19 protein-coding genes, 1 riboswitch and 1 other annotated feature are annotated in these 22,095 nt (G+C 31.6%); of the genes, 12 read left to right on the forward strand and 7 right to left on the reverse strand.

Features of this window, described 5'->3' with window-relative positions:
* Positions 1–5 precede the first annotated feature (5 nt).
* The 4 genes from L6653_RS06085 to L6653_RS06100 all read left to right on the forward strand — a co-directional run bounded on the left by L6653_RS06085 (position 6) and on the right by L6653_RS06100 (position 5,269).
* Positions 6–1,769, forward strand: a complete 1,764-nt coding sequence (locus L6653_RS06085) for a V-type ATP synthase subunit A (protein WP_236785972.1) — start codon at positions 6–8, stop codon at positions 1,767–1,769.
* Positions 1,769–3,160, forward strand: coding sequence for a V-type ATP synthase subunit B (locus L6653_RS06090; RefSeq protein ID WP_019118813.1), 1,392 nt, complete (start codon positions 1,769–1,771; stop codon positions 3,158–3,160). The genes L6653_RS06085 and L6653_RS06090 overlap by 1 nt, the downstream gene beginning before the upstream one ends.
* A 3-nt stretch (positions 3,161–3,163) precedes the next feature.
* Entirely contained in the window at positions 3,164–3,808 is a 645-nt protein-coding gene (locus L6653_RS06095) for a V-type ATP synthase subunit D (RefSeq protein WP_236785973.1), read from the forward strand.
* 93 nt (positions 3,809–3,901) lie between these two features.
* Positions 3,902–5,269 carry a hemolysin family protein gene (locus tag L6653_RS06100; protein WP_236785974.1) on the forward strand — a complete coding sequence of 456 codons (1,368 nt, stop codon included), beginning with the start codon at positions 3,902–3,904 and terminating at the stop codon, positions 5,267–5,269.
* Positions 5,270–5,290: 21 nt separating this feature from the next.
* On the opposite strand, the gene L6653_RS06105 is transcribed toward L6653_RS06100, so the two are convergent.
* A complete protein-coding gene (locus tag L6653_RS06105) occupies positions 5,291–6,943 on the reverse strand; it encodes an FAD-dependent oxidoreductase (protein WP_236785975.1) in 1,653 nt (550 codons plus the stop codon).
* 120 nt (positions 6,944–7,063) lie between these two features.
* Between L6653_RS06105 and L6653_RS06110 the strand changes: the two genes are divergently transcribed.
* The 5 genes from L6653_RS06110 (at position 7,064) to L6653_RS06130 (ending at position 11,668) form a co-directional block, all read left to right on the forward strand.
* Positions 7,064–7,225 carry an NAD-dependent epimerase/dehydratase family protein gene (locus L6653_RS06110; protein ID WP_236785976.1) on the forward strand — a complete coding sequence of 54 codons (162 nt, stop codon included), beginning with the start codon at positions 7,064–7,066 and terminating at the stop codon, positions 7,223–7,225.
* Between the two features lie 146 nt (positions 7,226–7,371).
* Complete coding sequence (locus tag L6653_RS06115; protein WP_236785977.1) at positions 7,372–8,292, forward strand: sugar phosphate nucleotidyltransferase; 921 nt, start codon at positions 7,372–7,374, stop codon at positions 8,290–8,292.
* A gap of 662 nt (positions 8,293–8,954) precedes the next feature.
* Positions 8,955–9,680: a putative ABC transporter permease gene (locus L6653_RS06120; RefSeq protein WP_236785978.1), complete on the forward strand. Its 726-nt coding sequence runs from the start codon at positions 8,955–8,957 to the stop codon at positions 9,678–9,680.
* A gap of 50 nt (positions 9,681–9,730) precedes the next feature.
* Positions 9,731–10,858 (forward strand): N-acetylglucosamine-6-phosphate deacetylase, encoded by a 1,128-nt coding sequence (nagA, locus tag L6653_RS06125; protein ID WP_236785979.1) that lies wholly within the window; start codon positions 9,731–9,733, stop codon positions 10,856–10,858.
* A gap of 183 nt (positions 10,859–11,041) precedes the next feature.
* Positions 11,042–11,668 carry a PepSY domain-containing protein gene (locus L6653_RS06130; RefSeq protein ID WP_236785980.1) on the forward strand — a complete coding sequence of 209 codons (627 nt, stop codon included), beginning with the start codon at positions 11,042–11,044 and terminating at the stop codon, positions 11,666–11,668.
* A gap of 322 nt (positions 11,669–11,990) precedes the next feature.
* Here the strand turns inward: L6653_RS06130 and L6653_RS06135 are convergent, their stop codons facing one another.
* From L6653_RS06135 to L6653_RS06160, 6 genes are all read right to left on the reverse strand, one after another.
* The gene (locus L6653_RS06135) at positions 11,991–12,206 is read right to left on the reverse strand and encodes a DUF3784 domain-containing protein (RefSeq protein WP_236785981.1); all 216 of its coding nucleotides are present in this window, start codon (positions 12,204–12,206) and stop codon (positions 11,991–11,993) included.
* A gap of 9 nt (positions 12,207–12,215) precedes the next feature.
* A complete protein-coding gene (locus tag L6653_RS06140; protein ID WP_236785982.1) occupies positions 12,216–12,764 on the reverse strand; it encodes a folate family ECF transporter S component in 549 nt (182 codons plus the stop codon).
* A gap of 40 nt (positions 12,765–12,804) precedes the next feature.
* Positions 12,805–12,885, reverse strand: a riboswitch (THF riboswitch).
* A 53-nt stretch (positions 12,886–12,938) separates the two neighbouring features.
* Positions 12,939–13,868, reverse strand: coding sequence for a 2-keto-3-deoxygluconate permease (locus L6653_RS06145; RefSeq protein ID WP_236785983.1), 930 nt, complete (start codon positions 13,866–13,868; stop codon positions 12,939–12,941).
* A 58-nt stretch (positions 13,869–13,926) separates the two neighbouring features.
* Positions 13,927–14,187 carry a type II toxin-antitoxin system Phd/YefM family antitoxin gene (locus tag L6653_RS06150; RefSeq protein WP_236785984.1) on the reverse strand — a complete coding sequence of 87 codons (261 nt, stop codon included), beginning with the start codon at positions 14,185–14,187 and terminating at the stop codon, positions 13,927–13,929.
* A gap of 103 nt (positions 14,188–14,290) precedes the next feature.
* Positions 14,291–15,841 carry an AbgT family transporter gene (locus L6653_RS06155; RefSeq protein ID WP_236785985.1) on the reverse strand — a complete coding sequence of 517 codons (1,551 nt, stop codon included), beginning with the start codon at positions 15,839–15,841 and terminating at the stop codon, positions 14,291–14,293.
* Positions 15,842–16,097: 256 nt separating this feature from the next.
* The gene (locus L6653_RS06160) at positions 16,098–16,784 is read right to left on the reverse strand and encodes a GntR family transcriptional regulator (RefSeq protein WP_236785986.1); all 687 of its coding nucleotides are present in this window, start codon (positions 16,782–16,784) and stop codon (positions 16,098–16,100) included.
* A 204-nt stretch (positions 16,785–16,988) separates the two neighbouring features.
* Positions 16,989–17,175, forward strand: a binding site (T-box leader).
* Between the two features lie 84 nt (positions 17,176–17,259).
* Between L6653_RS06160 and thrS the strand changes: the two genes are divergently transcribed.
* The 3 genes from thrS (at position 17,260) to L6653_RS06175 (ending at position 22,087) form a co-directional block, all read left to right on the forward strand.
* Positions 17,260–19,185, forward strand: a complete 1,926-nt coding sequence (gene thrS / locus L6653_RS06165) for a threonine--tRNA ligase (protein WP_236785987.1) — start codon at positions 17,260–17,262, stop codon at positions 19,183–19,185.
* Between the two features lie 234 nt (positions 19,186–19,419).
* Complete coding sequence (locus L6653_RS06170; RefSeq protein ID WP_236785988.1) at positions 19,420–20,604, forward strand: peptidoglycan bridge formation glycyltransferase FemA/FemB family protein; 1,185 nt, start codon at positions 19,420–19,422, stop codon at positions 20,602–20,604.
* Positions 20,605–20,728: 124 nt separating this feature from the next.
* Entirely contained in the window at positions 20,729–22,087 is a 1,359-nt protein-coding gene (locus L6653_RS06175; RefSeq protein ID WP_236785989.1) for an MATE family efflux transporter, read from the forward strand.
* The last annotated feature ends 8 nt before the right edge of the window (positions 22,088–22,095 follow it).

Below are 22,095 nucleotides of genomic sequence, written 5' to 3' on the forward strand. Positions count from 1 at the left end.
CAAATTTGAATAAAGGTAAAATCACAAGAGTATCAGGTCCACTTGTAGAAGCAAAGGGATTATCTGATGCTAATATCTATGATGTGGTCGAAGTTTCAAAAGATAAGCTCATCGGAGAAATTATAGAGATGAGAGGGGATGTTGCAAATATTCAAGTTTACGAAGAAACAACTGGAATTGGACCTGGAGATGAAGTAGTTTCAACAGGTGCTCCACTATCAGTTGAACTTGGACCAGGACTACTTGAAAGAATGTATGACGGAATCCAAAGACCACTTGAAAAACTTGAATTATTGGCAGGAGAATTTCTAAAAAGAGGAGTTACAGCCCCACCACTAAATAGAGAAAAATTATGGGAATTTAAAGCAGAAAAAGAAGTTGGAGATGAAGTGGTTCCAGGAGATATCCTAGGTACAGTTGATGAAACTTCAGTAATTAACCATAAAATTATGGTTCCAAACGGAATTAAAGGAAAAGTTAAAGAAATAAAGGATGGAGAATATACAGTAGAAGATACAGTTGCTGTAATTGAAACCGAAAATGGCGATAAGAATTTAAATATGATTCAAAAATGGCCAGTAAGATCTCCAAGACCATTTAACAGAAAACTTGACCCAGACACACCACTTATAACAGGACAAAGAGTTATTGATACATTTTTCCCAGTTGCAAAGGGAGGAGCTGCATCAATTCCAGGACCATTTGGATCAGGAAAAACAGTTATCCAACACCAAATTGCAAAATATGCCGACGCTGACGTTGTAATTTATGTAGGTTGTGGAGAACGTGGAAACGAGATGACTGACGTACTTGACGAGTTTCCAGAACTAATCGATCCAAAAACTGGCGAATCAATCATGAAAAGAACTGTACTTATAGCAAACACTTCAAACATGCCAGTAGCAGCCAGAGAGGCAAGTGTTTATACAGGAATTACCATGGCAGAATATTACAGAGATATGGGATATTCTGTAGCTTTGATGGCAGATTCTACATCAAGATGGGCAGAGGCCCTTCGTGAGATGAGTGGACGTTTGGAAGAGATGCCAGGAGACGAAGGATTCCCTGCTTATCTTGCAAGCCGTATAGCAGATTTCTACGAAAGAAGTGGAAAAGTTATAGTAAATGGACAAGTAGAAAAAGAAGGATCACTTTCAGTAATAGGAGCAGTTTCTCCTCCAGGTGGAGACTTATCTGAACCTGTTACCCAAGCAACACTTCGTATAGTAAAAGTATTCTGGGGACTTGATTATGATTTGTCTTACCAAAGACACTTCCCAGCTATAAACTGGCTAAATTCATACTCACTATATCAAGATAAGATGGATTCATATATAGATAAAACTGTTGATGAAAAATTCTCAAAAAACAGAATGAGAGCAATGAGTTTACTTCAACAAGAATCATCCCTACAAGAAATTGTAAGACTAATCGGTCGTGATGGCCTAAGTGATGATGATAAATTAAAACTTGATGTAACAAAATCACTAAGAGAAGATTTCTTGCAACAAAACGCCTTCCATGAAACAGATGCCTTCTGCCCAATGGAAAAACAAGATTTAATGCTTGATACAATCCTATATTTTTACGACAAAAGTCTAGAAGCTTTAGCTGATGGAGCAAATCTTGATAGACTTGAAGAGCTTGAAGTAAAAGAAAAAATCACAAGATTAAAACTTATAAAAGATGAAAACTTGGAAGAATTCGACCAAGTTAAAGAACAAATCGACAAAGAATGCAAAGAAGCTGTAGCAAAGGGGGATGAATAATGCTAAAAGAATATAAAAGCGTATCAGAAGTAGTTGGACCCCTAATGCTTGTCGAAGATGTTAGTGGAGTTGATTATGAAGAGCTAGTTGATATAGAACTTCAAACAGGAGAAAGAAGAAGAGGAAGAGTAATAGAAATTGATGAAAACAATGCTGTTGTTCAACTTTTTGAAGGATCTTCTGGAATTAACTTAAAATCAACATCAGTAAGATTTTTAGGTAGACCACTAGAACTTGGCGTAAGCGAAGATATGATAGGAAGAACTTTTGATGGACTAGGAAGACCAATCGATGATGGCCCATCAATTATTCCTGAAGAAAAAAGAGATGTAAACGGAGTTGCAATAAATCCTGTAAGCCGTGATTATCCATCAGAATTTATCCAAACAGGTGTATCAACAATCGACGGATTAAATACCCTTGTTCGTGGACAAAAACTTCCAATATTTTCAGGATCAGGACTTCCACACAATAAATTTGCAGCCCAAATTGCAAGACAAGCAAAAGTATTAAACGATAGCGAAGACTTCGCCGTTGTTTTTGCAGCTATAGGAATTACATTTGAAGAAGCTCAATTCTTTAGACAAGACTTTGAAAAAACAGGAGCTTTGGATAGGTCAGTAATGTTTATAAACCTTGCAGATGACCCTGCAATCGAGCGTTTATCAACACCAAAAATGGCGCTAACAGCAGCAGAATATTTGGCATTTGAAAAGAATATGCAGGTTTTGGTTATCATGACAGATATGACAAACTACGCAGAAGCTCTTCGTGAAGTTTCAGCAGCAAGAAAAGAAGTTCCAGGCCGTCGTGGTTACCCAGGATATCTTTATACAGACCTTGCAACCCTTTATGAAAGAGCTGGAAAATTAAAAGGAAAACCAGGTACAATTACCCAAATTCCAATTTTAACCATGCCAGAAAATGATATAACCCACCCAATCCCAGATTTGACAGGCTATATCACAGAAGGACAAATTATTTTATCAAATGAGCTTTATAACCAAGGAGTAAACCCACCAGTTTCAATTCTTCCATCCCTATCAAGGCTTAAAGATAAGGGAATTGGAGAAGGAAAAACAAGAGAAGACCACGCGGATACCATGAACCAAATTTATGCAGCTTATGCATCCGGAGTTGACGCAAGAGAGCTTCAAAAAATCCTTGGAGATTCTGCTCTTTCAAAAGCTGACCTTGCTTTTGCAGAATTTGCAAAACAATTTGAAGAAAAATATATAAATCAAGGATTCTACACAAATAGATCCATAGAAGATACCCTAAATCTTGGTTGGGAATTATTAAAAATAATACCAAAATCTGAACTAAAGAGAATCGATGACGAATTAATCGATAAATATTTGGATAAAGACGAAAACAAAAAGGAGTCTTAGGCTATGACAAGGCTTAATGTAACTCCAACCAGGATGAATTTAAATACCCTAAAGAAAAGACTTGCCACATCCAAAAGAGGCTACAAACTTTTAAAAGACAAACAAGATGAGCTGATGAGACAATTTCTTGAAAAAATCAGAGAAAACAAAAGACTTCGTGAAGAAGTTGAAGCTGATTTGAAAGATTCATCAAAGGGATTTTTGATGGCATCATCTTTTATGAGCCCAGAATTTTTGGAAGAAGCAGTAAGTTTTCCTACACAAAAAATTGGGGTAGATATAAAAGTAAAAAATGTCATGAGTGTAAGAATTCCTCAAATGGAATTTAAAATTGACAAGGGAGGAAATGAAAATGCCTCCATGTATCCTTATGGCCTTGCCCAAACATCAGCTGATTTGGACCTTGCCATAAAAGGATTAAACAAGGTTATGGATAAACTTTTAACCTTGGCAGAACTTGAAAAATCAACTCAACTTATGGCAGATGAAATTGAAGGAACAAGAAGAAGGGTAAACGCCCTAGAATATAGGACGATTCCAGATTTGGAAGAAACAATCAAATATATTAGAGCTAAACTAGAAGAAAACGAAAGAGCAACAATCTCAAGATTAATGAAGGTTAAGGATATTATTTCCGAAGAAGCCTAAGTCTTGAAAAGAGAAATTTTCATAGTTTAGTAATAAGGATAAAAGGGACGTGTTAAGCGTCCTTTTAATACATAAATTTTAAAGGAGAAACGAATGGATACGGAAGGACCCTACGCGAATTTGACAATTTTTTTAATAGTTTTGGCGCTGATTTTATTGAATGCCTTAATAAATATGATATTTTCATCCCTTACTTCCCTAAATCATCAAAAATTAAGAGATATGGTGGAAAATGGGGATAGGAAGGCAAAGGAAGTTTTGCTTTTATCGCAAGACCAACAAAGGCTTATGCAAAGTCAAAATTTCCAAGATGCAGTTTTATCAATAATCACAATTGCCTTTCTTTTATTAAATATAAATGATTCTTTGGAAAAATTTCTAAACAGAGAATCCGATTTTATGCAAATGCTTATAATGATTTTTATGGTTGTAGTTTTTGTTGTAATCAAGAGGGTTTTTGCAAATATGATTCCTCAAAGAATAGGAATTAAAAATCCCTACACGATTTCCAAAAAAACTACAGGTTTTGCAAAAATTATATTATTTTTTACCAAGCCTTTTGTAAGTTTTGTAAATAAAGTTACCAATCTTATTATGAATATTTTTGGAATTGAGTCTAAGGCTATTGAAAAAGAAGTTACGGCAGAACAAATTAAATCCATAGTCCAAGTTGGAGAAGACCAAGGAGTTTTAAGGCCTTTGGAATCGAAAATGATTAGATCAATTATGGAATTTGATGACGTTTGGGCAGAAGAGATAATGACCGCAAGGCCTGAAGTATTTATGATTGATATAAAAGATAGGGAAAGAAAATATTTGGATGAATTTATTAAATTAAAACATTCAAGAATTCCAGTCTACGACGAGGAAGTTGATAATATCTTGGGAATTATCTATACAAAAGACTATCTTTTGGAGGCAATTGATGTTGGAATTGCAAGTGTTGATATTAGAAAATTAATAAAACCAGCATTTTTTGTTCCAGAAAAAATAGAAACCGACAAATTATTTTCTCAAATGCAAAAAGACCATATTCATATGGCAATTTTGATAGATGAATATGGTGGATTTTCGGGAATTGTTACCATGGAAGATCTGGTAGAAGAAATTGTTGGAGATATGGATGATACATTTGACAAGGACCTTCCAGACATTAGAACCTCAACCAAGGGATCATATATAGTAAAGGGTTCAACCTCAATAAAAGATTTAAATGATATTTTGGGTCTTGATATTGACGAAGAAAACGACCAATACGATACGGTTGCAGGCTTTATGATAGATAGGCTAGGATTTGTCCCAGACGAAGGCTTCGAAAAAGCGGTAGTTTACAAAGATTACGAATTTAAAATCCTCTATATAGAAGAAACCCGAATTAAAATTGTAAGAATAAAAAAGTTAAATAAAGCTCAAGAAGATTTGGGTGAAGAGATGGAAAAAGAAGAAAACACTACTAATTAACACATAGTAGTGTTTTCTTTTTTACTCTAAAATTTCAATCCCCATAGTTTTTTGGTATTTTTCTAGATAATTCATTGAGCCTTCTAGGTAGTAAATATTTTCTAGTCCTTGTTTTTGTAGGGTTTTTACTACGGATTTTGCCCTGTTGCCGCTTCGACAATATATTAGGTATTTATTTTTGTTTTTGAAATCTTCTGGATTAATTTTTCCTACTGGTATATTTATGGCGTTTTTTATGTGGGATTTTTCAAATTCTTCTTTTTCTCTTACGTCAACTATGATAAATTCATCTTTTCTTTCCCCAAGTTCTGGAATTTCTATATTTTTTATTTTTCCTTCAAAAATATCTATAGCTTGACTTGCAAGAGTATTTAGGGAATCTTCTGGGGTGGAATAAATTGGTTGGTAGGATATTTCTGTATCGTATAGGTCGTAAATATCTGCCCCCATGCCAATTAGTCCTGCCACTATGTCAACTCTTTTTACTACATCGCCTTTTCCAACCGCTTGGAAGCCATAAATTTGTCCGGTGTAGGGATCAAAGGAAATTTTCATATTCATAGGCTTTGAATAGGGAAGGATATTTACTGAATCGTTGTGGGTGATTAGGGTTGATTTGTAGGGGATTTTTGCCGCATCTAATTGTTTTTTGCTAAGTCCAGTTGCTGCCACGTTCATATCAAATGATCTTAGGGCAAAAGATCCTATAAAAGATGGGGATTTTTTTGCTTTTCCCATTATGTGATTTGCTACAAATTTTGCTTGTCTGTGGGCAGGCCAAGCTAGGTTTAATTTCCCCTTGGTTTTTGTAAGTGGATTATAGACTTCTATTACATCACCAATAGCGTAGATATCTGGATCATTTGTTAATAAATTTCTGTCGGTTTCTATGGCACCAGATTTTGTAATTTTAAGTCCTGCATCTTTTGCGATTTTTGAATTTGGCTTAACTCCAATGGCGTTTATCAAAAGATCATAGGAAATTTCTTTTCCGCTTTTTAAAAGTAGACTTTCATCTTTTACTTCAACTATCTCGTCGTTTTTTATTAAATTTATGTGGTCAGAAATATTTTCTTCAACAAAGCCAGCCAGTTCTTCGTCAATATTTCCCAAAACTCTGCTTCTTACAACAAGAGACACATCAAGGTCAAGCTCGTTTAGGTTTTCTGCACTTTCAATTCCTATAAAACCAGCCCCGTTTACTATAACTTTTTTTGCCTTGTTTTCTTTTATATATTTTCTAATATTTTCAACATCAACAACATTTTCAACCTTAAAGACATTTTTTCTTTCTTTTTCCAAACCCTTGATTGAATCTGGAACAAAAGGAGAAGCTCCTGTTGCTATTATTAATTTATCGTAAGTTTCTTTGTAGATTTTTCCTGTTTTTAGGTTTTTAATTTCAACATATTTTTCATGGCGATTGATTGAGACAGCCTCGCTAAAGTTTCTTGCATCTATATTATTTTTCTTTTTAAATTCATCTGGTCTTCTTGCAATTAAATCCTCTTTATCTTCTACCATATAGGAAAGATAATAGGGAATTTCACAATTTTTAAAAGATGTGTCCCTGCCTTTTTCAATTAAAATTATTTCATTTTCATCAGAAAGTTTTCTAAGATTTGTTGCACAAGTAGCACCTGCTGCAACGCCTCCAATTATTAGTATTTTCATAATTCACCTCTTTATACTTCTACCCAATTCTTGATTGAAGTTTATATTTTATATATAATGAAAGAAAGTACAGAAAAATTGTTTATGAAAAATAAAAATTCTTAAATTCGAGGAGAAAAAATGAAAAATATAATGATTACTGGTGGGGCGGGTTTTATTGGATCTCACATTGCAGTAGAGCTTTTGGATAAGGATTTCAATGTTATAATTTATGACAACTTATCAAACGCCTCAGTAGAATCTTTAAAAAGAGTAGAAAAAATTAAAATTTTAAGAGGCTGATGTTCTTGTTGGTGCAAAATTAAGGTGATTAAAATATAAGATTTTTAACCTTGCAACAGGATGTGGATATTCAGTTTTAGAAATGGTAAAGGCCTTTGAAAAGGCAAGTGGCAAAAAAACAATCCGAATGGATATGAGGGGGAATAATGACTACAAGTTTAGTAATTCTTGCAGCAGGAATTGGCTCAAGATATGGGGCAGGTGTTAAGCAACTTGCCAAAATGGACGAATATGGCCATACAATTATGGACTATTCAATTTATGATGCAAAAAAAGCTGGCTTTGACAAGGTGGTTTTTATAATTAGAGAAGAAATTGAAAAAGATTTTAAAGAAATTTTGGGAAAAAGAATTGAAAAAGTGATAGATGTGGAATATGCCTATCAAAAAAATGAACTTCCACAAGGCTTTACCGTTCCAAAAGAAAGAAAAAAACCTTGGGGCACAGTTCCAGCAATTCTTTCAGCCAAAAAATTTATAAATGAACCATTTTTAATAATTAATGCAGATGATTATTATGGTAGGGAAGTTTTTGAATTGATGTATAAATATTTAAATAATCCAGAAAATTTAAATAAAAATGAAATTCAAATAGCCATGGCAGGTTACAAATTAAAAAATACCCTATCAGACAATGGAGCTGTAAACAGGGGAGTTTGTCTTGAAAATGAAAAGCATGAACTTATAAGTATAAAAGAAACCCACGGAATTGAAAATAAGGATGGAAAAATACTATCAAAAGAAAACCATCCGGCAGATTTTCTAAATTTAGAATCCTTGGTTTCTATGAATGTTTGGGCATCTTTCCCAGAATTTGTGGAAATAAGCGAGAAATATTTTGAAAAATACCTAGAAAAAAACAAAGATGATTTGATGAGTGCTGAATATATTTTGGCAGATATGGTAGAAGAGTTGTTGGAAGATAAAAAAGCAAAAGTAAAAGTAATCCCAACCGACGATGAATGGATTGGAATCACTTACAAAGAAGACTTAAAACCTGCCCAAGAAGAATTCGAAAAAATGTTTGAAAAAGGAATCTATTCACCAAATTTGTGGGAAGAAAAATAAGATTTAGCAAATTAAAATTTTTTCTATTTTGAAAATTTACTTGTAAATATATTTAGGTAAATTTGAAAAATAATACCCATCTCGAGCCGATAAATATGCCTTGATTTGGTATATTTATCCCTAAAACTAGTGCAGATTTATAACCGTTGATTTCGGTTATAAATCCTGAAAACTAGTGCGAGAGCACGGAAAAATTTGCGAAGCGAATGAGTTTTCATAAGCACGGAAAAATTTGCGAAGTAAACGGGTTTTAGTGCCGAGAGATCTCAAGGTTTAAGTTTATATTTAAGATAAAGCAAATTAAAGAGATCCATCCACTGCGGTCGGGATGGGTATTTCTTTGTTTTGGTATTTTGTTTGTGCTAAGTTTTTGAGGAGATTTTATATTTTGATTAGTGTTCGATTGTTAGTACTATATATTTTAAATTTTAAAATATAAAAATTAAATATATGAATATATAACAACGTAGAGTCAAGTTAAGATAATAATCACCCATCTTGAGCTTGCCGAGAGATCTCTTTTATTAAATTTTGCTTTTCAAATATTATTTAAAACTTTACACCATTATATATATTTCAAAACATTTCTTTTATTTTATATTTTCCCAAAATCGCTTATAATATAAATAATAATACGAAAAGAAAGAAAAAATAGGTGGTTTATGGTAATCAATAGGTATATAATTTTTTATTTTTTATTTGCCCTTTTGGGCTGGGTTTGGGAGAGTATTTATTGTACAGCTCAAAATCAAAAATGGCAAAATAGGGGGTTTTTGTATGGGCCTCTTTGTCCGATTTATGGATTTGGTTCGATTTTTGCCCTTTTTGCCTATGATTTAATAAATGAGGGAATTTTGGAAAAACTTTCTCTTTTACAGATTTTTATTGTTGGATTTTTTGTTTCTATGGTTTTGGAATATCCAACTTCATATATTCTTGAAAAATTATTTCATGCCAGATGGTGGGATTATACGGATGTGCCTTTAAATTTAAATGGAAGAACTTCTGTGCCGACTTCTGTTGGATTTGGTCTTGCTGCAATTTTGGTTATGGATTATTTGATTCCAAAGGCTGAAGATTTTTATTATATTTTACCGGAAATTTTGGCTATAATTTTGCCCTTTATATTAATCGCTATCCATTCTTCAGACATAACCCTAACAGTTGTGAACTTAACCAACTTCCAAAAAGAACTTGATGAAATTGAAGAAAATTTCCAAGAAAGAATGACCCAAAGAGTTGATAATTTTTATAGGAAAAAGAAATCTTTCAATCCAAAGGCTTTAAAAAGGGTTGTTTCATTTAGGATGAGCGAGAAAAGAAATCAAATAGCTGAAAGAATTATAAAAAGTATAGAAAAAATCGAAGAGGAAAGACAAGAAAAATAAAATTGAAAAATCCTCCGATTTTAGTATCGTAAAAGTATAAAGGAGATTTTATGATTTATAAAGCAGATTATGTAATATTAGAAGACAAAATTGAAAAAGATTTATTTGTAGAAGTAGAAAATGGGAAAATAAAGTCCCTTTCCAAAAATGAGCCAGAAGAATTTGAATATTTAGAAGGAATTTTAGCTCCAGGACTTGTAGATACCCACATTCACGGATACAAAAACGAAGATATAATGAATGGGAAAAAAGGAGCCTTGGATATAATTTCAAAAGGCTTGCTTGAAACAGGAGTCACATCATTTTTGCCAACAACTTTGACCGACTCAACAGAAAAATTAAACCAAGCTGTAAAAGTTGTTGGAGAAGAATACAAGGATGTAAAGGGAGCAAAGGTTAGAGGAATATTTTTGGAAGGCCCATTTTTTACAGAAAAATATAAGGGCGCCCAAAATGAAAAATATATGTCAGATCCTGATATAGAAAAATTAAAAAAATGGAAAGAATTGTCAGATGGACTTGTAAATAAAATTGCCATTGCACCAGAAAGAGCTGGCACAGAAGAATTTATAAAAAAAGCAAATGCCATGGGAGTTTACGTTGCCCTTGGCCACTCCGATGCATCATATGATGAGGCGATGAAAGCGGTAGATGATGGGGCAAATATTTTTGTTCACACCTATAATGCCATGAGCGGCCTTCACCACAGAAATCCTGGTATGGTTGGAGCTGCCATGAATTCAGATGCAATTTCAGAATTAATTTGCGACGGCCACCATGTAAATCCAGCTGCAGCAGAAGTTTTAATAAACAAAAAAGGCTATGATAAAATCGCCCTAATCACAGATTGTATGATGGCAGGAGGCATGCCAGATGGATCATACAAGTTGGGAGAGTTTCCAGTAAAAGTAGAAAATGGAACAGCAAGGCTAGAATCAGGAAACCTTGCAGGATCAATTTTAAAACTAAAAGAAGCTGTTCAAAATGTGGTTGATTGGGATATAGTAGATATCTTTGAAGCAGTCCAAATGGCATCCTTAATCCCAGCAAAATCCGTAGGAATAGATGATGTTTGCGGAAAAATAAAAGTAGGCTACGATGCAGATTTTATCCTTTTAGATTATGAATTAAATTTAAAAGCTACTTATTTGAATGGGGAAGAAAAATATCATAGTTAAGTTAATAAAAATAAAGAAATATTTTAAAAAACAGGCTTTTTAAATTAGCTTGTTTTTTTTATTTTGTAAATTAAATATAAATATAATTTAAATTTTCAAATATTTATTTAGATAAATCTTAACACTTGATTAATTTATTTAAAGAAGTATATTAAAAACGTAAAAAGAAAGATGGAGGAAATTATGAAATTAAATAAAAATTTAAAATACGGTGCATCAGCTCTTGCATTAGCACTTTTACTTTCAGCTTGTTCTGGAGAAAATGCTAATAAGGCTAAAGAAGATGCAAAAGATGCAGCAAGCAATGCAGAAATTGCAATTTCACAAGAAGTGTCTTCAGCAAAAGATAAGGCTGAAGAAAAAGTCGATGAGGCTACAAAAGGAATTGAAGGAAAAGAATTTAAAGTTTCTCTTGATGATGCTGTTAATAAATTCAAAGAAGCTTTCAAAGTAGATGGAATTGAGGTTTCATCACTTGAATTTGATGAAGATGATGGAAAATATGTTTATGACATCAAAGGTTTCAAAGATGGTGAAGAGTTTGAAGCAAAAATCGATGCTGAAAGCGGAGAAGTTTTATCAAAAGAACAAGATAAAGACGATGATACAAAAGATGATATGGCAATTGACTTTACAAAGGTTAAAGCTCCAAAAGAAGCCATGGAAAAAGCTTTAGAAAATAACAAAGGCTATGTAAAATCATATGAATTAGATTTCAATGACCAAGGAAAATTAGTTTACGAAATTGATGTTGAAAACGGAGACGACGTAGAACTTGACGCTGAAACATTGGATATAATTCAAAAATAGGAAATTTATAATTTAAATTAAAGGCAGGATTTGTTCCTGCTTTTTATTTATTTTTTAAGTATATTGATTTTAAATTTTTAGCTTGTATAATGAAAGTGTAAAGAAACTAATGTATAAGATGCATTAAAAAAGACAGGAGTTGCAGCTCCTGTCTTTTTTTTCTTAATGTTTTGCATTATTCCCATCGTTTTTGCAAATAATATCATAGATAAAATTTGCTATTAAACTAAGAATAATAGAAACTAATATATTTCTAAGATGCATTTTTACCACCTCCCTACAAAAAGTATAGAGATGTTTGCAAAACATCAAGTATATTTTATCATAAAGAAATTTTTAAAAAAATTAGAAGAAATAAAATTCCTAGTATTAATTCTATTAATCCCACTTTTTTTGCATATTCTTCATCTTTTAATCCATTTTTATAATCTTTTTCAAAATTATTTATTAGACTATATTTTTTCTTAAAATATATATTGTATCCAAAAAATGTAAAAGCTAGAGCTAAAATTAAACTTATTATTTTTAATATTTTCATAAATTTCTCCTAATAAGGAGCATTTTCTGGTTGAGCTCCCAATTTTTTTATCTCTCCCCTCAAAATTTTTGCAAGCTTTGGCAAAATTATTAATAAAATTATGGTATGAAATACAAAATTTATTGCCATTGTTGGAATTCTCATTGCAAATTGGACTTTAAAAGGATTGCCAGTCAGTTGGCTTGTCCAAAGAGTGTTTAAAAATAAACTTGTGACTAGTGAATTTGAAATCGTACATAAGACTATGTTTTTCCTTGTTATTTCTTTTCTATAGAAAAAGAAAGTATAAATTAGGGCTGAGGAGATTTTTGTTGTCACAAAGGGCAAATAAAATCCTCCAGCTGTTGGGAAAATTAGGTTAGATATCAAATCAATTATTATTGATGCAAGAACAGCAAGAGATGGGTTAAAAATTGAGCACATAGCTGCTGTTACTATAAAACCTAGACCGATTTTTCGACTTACTGTAGTTATAGAAAAAAATCTTGAAACTACAATTGATAATGCTATAAAAAATGATAGCAAAATCAAGGTTCTGATGTTTTTTAAATTTTTCATTTTTTCCTCCTATTTGGTAGTCTGCCATCATAGGAAATGATGTAGCGGATGCGGACTAAAATCTTTCGTCTAGAAACAACATCCCATTTTCTAGCACTTAACGCCTTAGTCCTACTCTACCTATTTATTTTTCTCTATAATTATAACATTTCTCTATATAATATTGAAATTAAACTATTTATTTCTTTTTTTCATAAATTTTCCCACAAGAATAGGTGTAATTATACTGGTAATTAAAACTCCCATAGCAAGTTGGCTTGTGGCACTTTGTGAAAATCCTACAAGACTTTGGTCGCTAGATGCCAAAATTTCTGGTACAGATGTAGAAACACCAGCAATTGACGATATGCCCAAGCTGGTCATGCCATTTTCTTTAAGAATTTTTCTCTCATAAAAAAATAAAATGGGAAGGGTTAAGAGATAAAATAAAATGCTTAAAAAAATCCCTTGGAAACTCGCCTCAAAAGCATTAATTATATTTATCCCTGACCCAAAAGACCATCCCATGATTGGAGTTATGATTGTAATAGCTGGATAAAAAAATTCAGCAATTTGACGGTCAAGATTTCCAATTATAAGACCAAAAATTAAAGGAATTAAAATTGAAAAAAGGAGAGTCCAATCAATTGATGAGCTTTTTGAAAGAGAAAAAATTAAAATTGAAAAAGCAGGCATGCACAAGATTTCCGCAAGTCCAAAAGCAGCAACATCATCCTCATCCCCATAATCTTGGGCAAAAGCTAGGTAGAGGGCGGGGTTTAAAGAAGAAATACCTGTTATAAAGGAAAGTGCAGAAATTCCAAAAATCCCATCAAGGCCAAAAAATCTTACAAATAAAATTCCAAGGATAAGAGAAAGAGTAAATTTTATCAAAAGAATTGATCCTTGCTTTCTAATGATTTTTTTAATATTTCTCAAATCAAGAGAAGTTGCGGATAAAAAACAAATTAGGCCAAGCATATAATTTATCCCTTTTTTTGTAAAAAAAGCCCCAGAAACAGGACCAATATCAAAAAAGTTCGGTGAAAAAGTGTAAAAGATGGCGGAAATCAGCATAGGAATTAACAAAAGTCCACCTGGGATTTTTTTCATAAATTTTAACATAAAAGCTCCTTTTATAAAAAAAGAATTTTCCTAAAAACTTAAGAAAATTCTAATTTTTTCAGTTATTTTCAATATCAAGTTTTAACTGGATATTGTATTCATCCTTTATTTTCTCAATAAGCCTTTGGGCTATTTCTTCAACATTTTCATCAGAAAAAATTTCCTCTTTTTTGATCTTCTTGTAAGGAAGAAGGACATAAGAAATTTTGTTATTTTTTAAAATCACAGCCGAACCTTTTTTATCAGCAAGCCTTGCGATTTTTGAAAAATTTTCATTAGCCTTGGAAATAGAAACTATATTATCACCATTAATTTTCATACAAGCCTCCTATCCTATTTATAGCCATTTTACAAAAATTTAAAACAAAAAGACCCCAGAGGGTCTGATTGAATTTTAATATAAAATTATATATACATAAACTTTAGATTAAAAGTGGAGCTCCTGGTCCTAGTGGAAGTCCCAATAAATACCAAACAACCATAAGGCCTGACCAAGAAATCAAAAATGCAAAAGAATAAGGAAGCATCATTGAAGTCAAAGTTCCAAGGCCAGCGTCCTTGTCATATTTTTGCATGAAAACAACAATCATTGCAAAATAAGACATAAGAGGAGTGATAATATTTGTTGATGAATCGCCAATTCTGTAGGCAACTTGAGTAAGAGCAGGAGAAAGTCCAAGCTCTGCCATCATTGGAACAAAAATTGGGGCCATTATTGCCCATTTTGCTGAAGCAGATCCCATAAATAAATTTAAAAATGCAGTAAGCAAAATAAACATCAACAATAAAGGAAGTCCACTTAGGTGAATTGATTTCAAAAATTCCGCACCATTTTTTGCTAAAATCAAAGCTAAATTTGATTTTGAAAAATATTCAACAAATTGAGCCGCAAAAAATGCTAAAACCAAAAATCCACCCATACCAGCCATAGACTTACTCATAGCATCAATCAAATCATGGCTTGTTTTTATGACACCAACAGTTTTTCCATAAACAAGGCCAGGAATTAAAAACAAAAGCATCATAGCAGGAATAAGTCCGAAAGCTAAAAATTCATCCAAATTAACAAGGCCTGTCTTTTCATCAAAACTTTTTAAGGGAGCATTTTTAGGAAACATCAATAAAGCCATGATTATTACAAAGATAATCAAAGAAATTAGGGCGTTTTTAAGTCCTTTTTTTTCCAAAGCAGTCAAAGGTTTGTGATTTGCCTTATAAGATCCCTTGTATTCGCCCAAATTTTTTTCAACAATTTTTGTAGTAACCAAAGTTCCAACTAAAGTTATCAAAAATGTTGAAATAAATAGAAAATAAAGGTTACAAGTTGCAGAAATTTGAATATCCATCCCTACAGCTTTTAAGGCTTCATTTGTAATATTTGTCAAAAGAGGATCAGTTGTTCCCAAAAGTAAATTTGCAGAAAATCCTCCAGAAACTCCAGCAAATGCCGCCGCAATACCAGCCAAGGGATTTCTTCCTGCTGCTGCAAAAATCATAGCACCCAAAGGAACAACTACAACATAGCCCGCATCAGATGCAATATTTGACATAATTCCTGCAAAAATTACAGCAACTGTTAAGAGTGTTGGAGAAACATCAGAAAGTAAATTTTTCAAAGTAGCATCAAAAAGACCACTGTTTTCAGCAACCCCAACTCCAAGCATGGCAACCAAAACAGTTCCGATTGGAGCAAAATTCATGAAATTATCAGTAGCAGAATTGAAAATATATCTTAAACCTTCAAGATTTAGAAGAGAAATAGCTTTTTTTGTAACTTCCTCACCAGCCTTTGCATCAAAATAAGTAACGCTAAGACCAGCCTTGGCTGCAAAATGAGAAATAATTACAACAAAAATACTTAAAAATAAAAATATTATAGCAGGATGAGGCATCTTGTTACCAATTTTTTCAACGGATTTTAAAAATCCACCAACATCATTGGCATCCCTCATTTTTTTATCTTTTTTAGCCATAAAAACCTCCTTAGTAAAAAAATAAAAAATTGCCTTTCAATTTTATCAAAAAAAGAAAATAATTACAAATTTTAATAAAAAAATTAAAATAAAAAGAAAGATTGCAAATAAAAAACAAAAAAGACCCCTACAAAACCTATCACTTAAGAAAAGATTTCAAAAAATCGAATAGTAAATATCCAAACAAAATATTTAAAATCTTTAAAATATTGATAAGTTTAAAATTGTAGGAGCCTATAGAGATTAAAATTAAAATCTAGAAAAAATCTTCAATATCTTCACTTTGAAAGTCAATTTCTTCAAGACTTGACATAGTAGTAGCCCAATTTTTTTCAATAGCAAAAAGAGCCTTGTCCAAATTTCTTTCTTTCAAATATTTAATAATTTCACCATGTTCATCAAAACTTGACATTTTGTGACAGTCATTTTCAAAAAAATAAATATCAACCCTAGAAACTTTTCTTTTTAGGCCATCAAGGATAGATTCAATCTCCCCGTTATCACAAAGCCCAATTATTTCTTTGTGAAAAGCCTGGTCGAGTTCCAAAATTTTAATATGATTTTTTTTACTTTGAATTTTTTTGATTTTTCCGTTAATATATTCAAGATTTTCAATTACTTCATCATCAATATTTGAAAACCCAAGTTTTAAAGCAAGTTGTTCAAGACTAGAAATAATCGGATAAATATTTAAAGTTTCCTCAACATTTATAGGAGCAACCATAGTCCACCTATTAGCCTTAGACAAAATAAGCCCCTCATCTTCAAGCCTTAAAATCGCTTCCCTAACAGGAGTACGAGAAATTCCCAAGGCTTCAGACATTTCATTTATCCTAATTCTGGTTTTTGGTTTTAATTCGCCTGAAATAATTTTTGTAGAAATCAAATCATAAGCTTCATCTTTTATAAATTTCCTTTTAATTGGAGAAGGTGTAAAATCCATAATAAATCCTTTCGTGTTTCTTAATATGTATTATATCACATATTAAAAATTTTTTCCACTAAGAATTGAATAATAAATTTTTGAAATTATTTTTTAAAAATTTCAAATTGTGAAACAAAATATAATCAAAAATTTAAAAAAAATTTGCAAAAAAATATTTTGCTAGTAACATAGATTTATAAGAAAAAATAGATAGAAAGAAAAAATAGATAGATGATGGGAAGAGTAAGGATTTTACTTTTTTTACAGAGAAAAAGCATTTGCTGAGAGCTTTTGATTAAGTTTATCCCCAAGACCACCCCTGATATTTTCGGTAATACGGAAGGCATGACCTGCCTTAAAACATTAATGAGTATAAATTAAGGTGGAACCACGACACATCGTCCTTTGGGATGGTGTGTTTTTTTAATTTAAAATGTTACGAAATTTTCTTAATTTTTTAGGAAAGTGTGGATAAAATTATAAGGAGAGAAAAATGATAAAAATCAAATTACCTGATGAAAGTGTAAAGGAATATGAAAATGGTGTAAGTGTTGGAGATGTTACAAAAGACATTTCTGAAGGCCTATTTAGGTCAGCTCTTGGAGCTGTTGTTAATGGAAAAGTTATGGGTTATGCTGAACCTATAAATGAAGATTCAGATTTTAAAGTTGTAAAATTTGAAGACAAAGAAGGAAAAGAAATTTTCTGGCATACAACAAGTCATGTTATGGCTGCTGCTATTAAGGAAATTTGGCCTGATGCAAAATTTGCAATTGGACCTGCAATTGATGGCGGATTTTATTATGATATAGATCTTGAACACAGATTTGTTCCAGAAGACCTTCCAAAAATCGAAGAAAAAATGAAAGAAATTGCCAAAAAAGATTTGAAAATGGTAAGAAAAGAAATTTCAAGAAATGAAGCTTTGGAATATTTCAAAAAAGAAAATCAAGAATACAAGGTTGAATTAATTGAAGATCTTCCAGAAGATGAAATTATTACTATTTATGAAATGGGTGATAATGTATTTGTTGACCTATGCAAGGGACCTCATCTTCTTTCAACAAAAGCTATAAAAGCAATCAAATTAAATTCTATTGCTGGTGCTTATTGGAGAGGCGATTCTGATAGAAAAATGCTTCAAAGAATTTATGGTATAAGCTTTGAAAAGAAAAAACAATTAGATGAATACATTGAACTTCAAGAAGAAGCTAAAAGACGTGACCACAGAAAAATTGGTAAGGAAATGAACCTCTTCTCCTTCCACGAAGAAGCTCCAGGATTCCCATTCTTCAAAGAAAATGGAATGATTTTAAGACATGAGCTTTTAAATTGGTGGACCGATGTTTTGGCTGAAAATGGTTATGGTGAAATCCAAACTCCACTTATAATGAATGAAGAATTGTGGCATAGATCAGGTCACTGGGATCATTACAAGGAAAATATGTATTTTACAAAAATTGATGGGGAAAATTATGCTGTAAAACCAATGAACTGCCCTGGATCAGTTTTAGTTTATGGAGAAGAACCACATTCATACAGAGATCTTCCAATTAGACTTGCAGAATACGGTCAAGTTCATAGACACGAATTATCAGGAGCCCTTCACGGACTTTTCAGAGTAAGAACATTTACTCAAGATGATGCCCACGTTTATTGTTTGCCAAGTCAAGTAAAAGATGAAGTATTTAAAATGATCGACCTTGCAGACCTTTTATATTCAACATTTGGCTTTAAATATAAAATAGAATTATCAACAAGACCAGATGATTTTATGGGAAAAATTGAAGAATGGGATTTTGCAGAAAAAGCCCTAGAAGATGCTTTGATTGAAAGAGGAATTGATTATACAATAAATCCAAAAGACGGAGCATTCTACGGACCAAAAATAGACTTCCACTTGGAAGATGCAGCAAAAAGAACATGGCAATGTGGAACAATCCAACTAGATTTCCAATTACCACAAAACTTTGACCTAACATATATAGACGAAAACGGCGAAAAGAAAAGACCAGTAATGCTTCACAGAGCTTTACTTGGATCAATCGAAAGATTTATCGGTTCAGTTACAGAACAATTTGCAGGAAGATTCCCACTTTGGATTAATCCAAAACAAATTGCAATCATTCCAGTATCAGATAAATTCGCAGATTTCGCAGACGATTTAGCTAAAAAAATCAAAGAAGCAGGCTACAGAGTAGATGTTGATCACAGAAGTGAGGGAGTAGGATATAAGATCAGACAAGCTCAACTTATGAGAACAAATTACATGCTAGTAGTAGGCGAAAACGAAGAAAATTCTGGTAAATTAACAGTAAGAAATAGAGACGGAGAAGAAACAAAAGACGTATCTTTCGAAGAATTTATTGAAAAATTAAACCAAGAAAGAGATTCTAAGGCTTTAAAATCTATATTTTAAAAAATGTTAAAAAATTATTAAAAAAACTAAGATTAGTTAAAAATAAAATCTTTCAAATATTATAAAATAAAGCGTAATTAAGGGCTGGTGGCAATTATTATTCATAATTTGTACCAGCCCCTTATTTTATTAAAAATATAAAATTTTATAGAAAAGATTAATTAATTTATAAAATTTTCAAATAAATATCATATATGTGGTATGATAGTGTAAGAAAATAAAGGGAAGGTAATTATGGAAATCAAAGAAATTTCAAGAAAAGAATATGATAATTTTTTAGAAAAGATAGATTCTTATTCGTTTTTGCAAACAAGTAAAATGAATGAGGTTTTCAAAAGTGCAAATAGGGACACAAGGCTTTTTTCCTTAGTTGATAATAAAGAAGTCCTTGCAGTAGGCCTTGCTTTTTTTAGAAATATTTTTGGGGGGGGGAGAATAGATTTTATGGTCGGTGCAAATGCACTTGATGAAAAATATGAATATATATTTTATGATAAGCTAAAAGATTATGTAAAAAAGCTAGGCTGCTTAAAATTGGTAATAAAACTGGATTATACTTATTGTAAATATGATCAAGATGGTAATTTAATTTCTGAAAAAAATGATTATTTTCTTAATAAGATGAAAGAAGTAGGATATATGAAAAATGATGGCTCTATATCTACTTATGATGGTTTGCCAGATTATCAATTTGTTAAAGACTTAAATGAGTTTTCGCTTGATGATGATAGTCTTTTAAAATCTTTAAATAATAATGCCCAAAGAAAAATAAAAAAAGCTAAAGAATTGGGAATCAAGGTAAGAAGTATTGGCAAGGATGAATTGGAAGAATTTAAAACTTTGACTTTTGATGCTGCTAAAAGGCAAGGCTTTAATGATAAGTCTTTGGAATATTATAAAACTTTTTATGATGAATTTGACAAGGATTGTGATTTTTTAGTATCTGAAATAAATTTGGACGAATCAATTTCTAACTTGGAGGAGCTTCTTTCTTCTATAACAGAAAGTTCAAAAAACAAACAAAGAAGACAGTCATTAAAAAATGAAATAGACAGTTTGATAAAACTTAGAAAAAAGTCAAAATCTTCAAGCTTATCCCTAGCAAATATGATTCTTATTTATTCAAAAGACCAAGCCATATATTTTCTGGGAGGTTCATCAACAAAATATCAAAAACTTCCAGGTGCTTTTATTCTACAATACCAAGCTATGAGAAAAGTAATGGAAAAAAATATTCCAATTTATAATTTTTTTGGAGTAGATGGTTTGTTTGATGGTAGTGATGGAGTTTTGAGATTTAAACAAAATTTCAATGGGTACATTTTAAGAAAGACAGGAGCTTTTATATATTATCCAAATCCAGGCAAATATAAAAGACTTGAAATTATAAAAAAAATAAAGAAAAAACTTAATAAATAATTATTTTCAAAAAGATTTGATTTTTTAGAAAAAAGAATTAGAATAATTAAGTAAATAGTAGATTTTTAAAAAATAGCGGCTTTTGCCGTTATTTTTCTGTTCTTATATAAAGAAAGGAGTTTTGATGGCAGAAGTAAAATCAGAAAAACTTGGGACTATGCCTGAGGGGAAATTGTTGTTTCAAATGAGTCTTCCCATTATAATTTCAATGATGGTTCAAGCGATTTATAATATTGTTGACTCAATTTTTGTAGCGAGATTATCGGAAAAAGCCCTTACGGCCGTAACAATTTCCTTTCCTATTCAAAATATAATTATTGCCTTTAGTGTTGGCTTATCTATTGGTGTTTCGGCACTTTTGTCTAGGTATTTGGGAATGAAAAATGAGAAAAAGGCAAGTAGCGTTGCGGTTCATGGAATAATTCTTGCAGGGGTTTTATCATTTGTTTTTCTTCTTATTTCAATATTTTTTGTTGAACCTTTTATAAAAATGCAGACAGATGATCCGACAATTATCTCTTACGGAATTGATTATCTTCACATTGTTTGCTCATTATCCTTGGGGGTATTTTTCCAAATATTTTTTGAAAAACTTCTCCAATCAACAGGACTTACAGTTTATACCATGGTTACCCAAGTTATTGGGGCGGTTATAAATATAATTTTAGATCCAATATTTATCTTTGGACTTTTTGGATTTCCAAGACTTGAAGTGAAGGGTGCAGCAATTGCAACAGTTACTGGACAAATTTTGGGAGCTTTGATAGGACTTTTATTAAATTTAGTAAAAAATAAGGAAGTAAAACTATCTTTCAAAGGCTTTTCCATGTCCCATTTGATTTTTAAAGAAATTTTTTCAATTGGACTTCCAGCTGCTCTTATGAATGCAATTACATCCTTTGCAACATTTTTTATAAATACAATTCTAAGAGATTTTGGCCAATCAGCCATAGCTGTTTATGGAGTATTGTTTAAGCTCCAAAGTTTTGAATTTATGCCGGTTTTGGGTATTTCAAATGCTATAGTGCCAATAATTTCTTATAATTATGGGGCAAAAAACAAGGAAAGAATAAAAAAATCAATCAAATTGTCAATCACATGGGCAACTTTAATGATAATTTTTGGAATGATAATATTTATGGCATTTCCAGAGGCAATTTTAAATTTATTTTCAGCTACACCAAAAATGAAAGAAATAGGAATTCCAATGATAAGAATCGTTGCTATTTCATATTTGCCAGTAGGATTTTCTATTGTATGTGCATCAATTTTCCAATCCCTATCAAGTGCAGGAATAGCACTTTTTGAACCATTTTTAAGGCAATTTATAATATTGTTACCTTTGATGTATTTCATTGGACAAAAAACTGGGGATATTGATAAAATTTGGTATTCATTTATAATAGCAGAATTTTTGGCAGGACTTTACTGTGTGTATTTTTTAAGAAGAGATTACAAGGAAAAAATAGAAAAAGTTATGTAAAAAAAGGG

It is taken from the genome of Anaerococcus ihuae (assembly GCF_928368155.1).
In the GTDB taxonomy this organism is placed as follows: domain Bacteria; phylum Bacillota; class Clostridia; order Tissierellales; family Peptoniphilaceae; genus Anaerococcus; species Anaerococcus ihuae.